Source organism: Sporacetigenium mesophilum DSM 16796, from assembly GCF_059569055.1.
Genome location: NZ_JCANUR010000039.1, coordinates 1 through 3,178, shown reverse-complemented (window position 1 = coordinate 3,178; position 3,178 = coordinate 1). Strand labels below are relative to the sequence as shown.

Here is a 3,178-nt window from a genome sequence, read left to right as displayed (position 1 = left end):
ACTGCAGATGCATTTATAGAAAAAGTAAAAGAAGTAAAACCTCAAATAATAGGAATGAGTGGAGTATTAACACTTGCAATAGATGCAATGAAAGATACAATAGATGAACTATCTAAAGCAGGTCTTAGAGATGATGTGAAAATAGTTATAGGTGGAAATCCAGTAACAAAAGAAGCAAGTGAATTTGTAGGAGCAGATGCGTTTACAACTAACGCTGCAGAAGGTGTAAAAATATGCCAAGGGTGGGTGAGTTAATATGTCATTGGTAGACGTAAAGGCACTGCAAAAAGAGAGAAATGAATTATTTGATGATTTATTTGCTGGAAAAATCCCAAAAAGAGTACCTAATGGTGCAACAAGATTTTCAAGTGAGTTTGCTATACAATATGCAGGTGAAGATTTAGCAAGTGCACAATGGGACACTTCAAAGCTTGAAGAAATACTTGATAAAGTGTGTAGAGACTTCAACTCTGATAATCTTCCTCTTAGTTCTATAAGATTTCCTTCATATTATAAAACATTAGGGGCAAGAACCTTTGTAATGAGTTCAAGTGGATTTTTGCAACATCCAGAAGTTCATGGGTTAGAAGCATCAGAGTATGATGAGTTCATAGAGAATCCATATAAAGTTATAATGGAAAAGGTACTACCAAGACTTTATACTGAATTAGATTCAGACCCAGTTACAAAATCTATGGTGATGGCAAAATCCTTTAAATTATATCATGATGAAATTGCAAATATGAGAAAAGTATTTGGAAGCTTATCTCAAAAATATGGTTATGCAGATCCATTATTTACAGGAGCAACAGAAGCACCTTTTGATCTTGTAGCTGACTTAATAAGAGGATTTAAGGGAGTTACTGGGGACATGAGAAGACATGCTGACAAGGTTGTTCAAGCATGTGAAGCAGTTACACCACTTATGTTAAAGCAAGCAATACCTGCCAACAAAACAAAACATGGATCAACTTTTATACCACTTCATATGGCACCTTATATGAACGATAAAAACTTTGAGAAATTCTATTGGCCAAGTTTCAAAAAATTAGTTGATGATATGGCAGCAGCAGGTCAACCTGCAACATTATTTGTTGAACATGATTGGATGAGATTTATAGATTACTTATATGAACTTCCAGAAAACACAAGAATGATGTTCGAATACGGTGATCCAAAACTTATAAAAGAAAAATTAGGTTCTAAACATATCCTTACTGGTTTCTATCCACTTACATTATTAAAAACAGGCACAAAGGAACAATGTGTTGATAAGGCAAAAGAGTTAATAGATATTTTAGCACCAGGTGGAAAATATTACTTTGGATTTGATAAGAGTATAATAACACTTGATAGTGTTAATGTTGAAAACCTACAAGCAGTACTTGACTATGTTGCACAGTGTAAGTATTAAGGAGGGGTATGTATGGAAACTCAATATTATAGAACTTGGGAAGAATACAAAGAAGATCATCCAGAAATAGAAGAAAAGTTAGATGATGTTATGGCTGCCAAAATGCAACCATATGAAGAAATGATGTTTGGCTTTGTTATGATGTTATTAATGTAGTAGTTTGCTTTTTAAGGGGAGAAAAGTATGGAAACAATGATTGAAAAGGAAAAAAGCCCATATAGATGGACCATACTAATGTTAACAGTTGCATGTTTTGTATTTACATTTATTACTAGATTTACATGGCCTCCACTGATTCCTGTTGCTGTGCCTGATTTAGGTATAGCAATGACCCAGGCCGGAGCATATATGAGTGCTTTTTATATAGGTTATGTTATAACTCAAGTACCATCAGGTATATTAGCGGATAAGTTTGGAGTTCGTTTAATATTAGCAATAAGTCTTATTGTTGAAGGCCTTGCTACATTAGGAATGGGATATATCTCAGGATTTGAGACAGGGTTTATGCTTAGAGTTATAACTGGACTTGGAGCAGGAGCGGTATTTAGTTGTTGTTCACGTGCAGTTGCAGAATGGTTTTCACCTAAAGAAAGAGGCACAGCTTTTGGAATTTTACTTGCAGCGCCATCAGCAGGTATTGTTTTATCAAACTATATAGTTCCAGCCCTTGAACAAAATTTTAAGTGGCAAGGCGCATTTAAATTTGTAGGTATTGCAACTGTAGTAGTTGGTGTTTTGGTCTATATGTTAATTAAAGCAGAAAAACAAGAACAAAACTCCGGAAAAATAATAGATGGATTTAAAATTATATTTGGGAATAAGGATTTAGTGCTTACATCTCTTGCAGGATTTTGCTTAATGTGGGTAGAACTTGGAACTGCAACTTGGGCAAATGCTTACATGAAAGGTGAGCTTGGAATATCTGTGGCACAAGCAGGATTAGTAATGATTTTTTATGGTCTTGGCGGAGTAATAGCACCTTTATTATCAGGGGTTATATCAGATAAAATAGGCAAGCGTAAATTTATATTGATAATTGCTTTTGCATTAGTAATACCTTTGACTATTGCATTTGGATATATGAAAACTATACCATCATTATCAATGGTTGGTTTCTTATTTGGATTTGTATCATATGTTGCTAATCCACAATTAACAGTAATGGTTACTGACTTTGCAGGAAAGCAATGGGCTGCAACTGCAAATGGTACATCTAACTTCTTATTCCAATTTGCTTCAATAATTGGGCCTATGGTTATGGGATTTGCAGTAGATTTTTCAGGTGTATTCTCATCAGTATGGTGGATAATGGCAGCAGGACCACTACTTGGAATACTACTTTTATTACCTGTAAACACTGAAAATAAAAGAGCTTAAGTAAAATGGACTATCTAAAATAAGGTTTTAGATAGTTCATTTTTAAATTTTCTGAATATTCTTTAAAATATACTCGTATGTATTTATATAATCTAAAGATTTAATACAACTGGTATATACAAGTGTGTATACGTTAATTAAGACTACAAAATAAGCTTACATAAATATAACTAAAAAACTAAATTAAAGGGGGATTTTAATTATGGATTTAAATTTATTAACACAATATGTTGGGGAGTTAGACGAAGAAAGCGTAGTAGAAATGTTAAATGAATTCGTTGCATCAAATCCAAGTGAAGAAGAAGCTCAAAAGGTGGTAAATGCATGCCAAAGAGGTATGGCAATAGTAGGAGATTTATTTGATCAAGGAGAGTACTTCGTTGGAGA

The 3,178-nt window shown here is 33.6% G+C and carries 5 protein-coding genes; all 5 read left to right on the top strand.

Going from position 1 to position 3,178, the window contains the following annotated elements:
• The coding region (locus BS62_RS15100; RefSeq protein WP_496492084.1) for a cobalamin B12-binding domain-containing protein at positions 1–255 on the top strand (255 nt) is incomplete at its 5' end.
• Between the two features lies 1 nt (position 256).
• Positions 257–1,414: a uroporphyrinogen decarboxylase family protein gene (locus BS62_RS15095; protein ID WP_496492083.1), complete on the top strand. Its 1,158-nt coding sequence runs from the start codon at positions 257–259 to the stop codon at positions 1,412–1,414.
• Positions 1,415–1,426: 12 nt separating this feature from the next.
• Positions 1,427–1,570, top strand: coding sequence for a hypothetical protein (locus tag BS62_RS15090; RefSeq protein ID WP_490142154.1), 144 nt, complete (start codon positions 1,427–1,429; stop codon positions 1,568–1,570).
• A 27-nt stretch (positions 1,571–1,597) separates the two neighbouring features.
• The gene (locus tag BS62_RS15085) at positions 1,598–2,791 is read left to right on the top strand and encodes an MFS transporter (RefSeq protein WP_496492082.1); all 1,194 of its coding nucleotides are present in this window, start codon (positions 1,598–1,600) and stop codon (positions 2,789–2,791) included.
• Between the two features lie 202 nt (positions 2,792–2,993).
• A partial coding sequence (locus BS62_RS15080) for a B12-binding domain-containing protein (protein WP_496492081.1) occupies positions 2,994–3,178 on the top strand: 185 nt, incomplete at its 3' end.

Coding starts and splice junctions, on each gene's coding strand:
- BS62_RS15095 (WP_496492083.1), top strand. CDS start 257: ATGTCATTGGTAGACGTAAAGGCACTGCAAAAAGAGAGAAATGAATTA.
- BS62_RS15090 (WP_490142154.1), top strand. CDS start 1,427: ATGGAAACTCAATATTATAGAACTTGGGAAGAATACAAAGAAGATCAT.
- BS62_RS15085 (WP_496492082.1), top strand. CDS start 1,598: ATGGAAACAATGATTGAAAAGGAAAAAAGCCCATATAGATGGACCATA.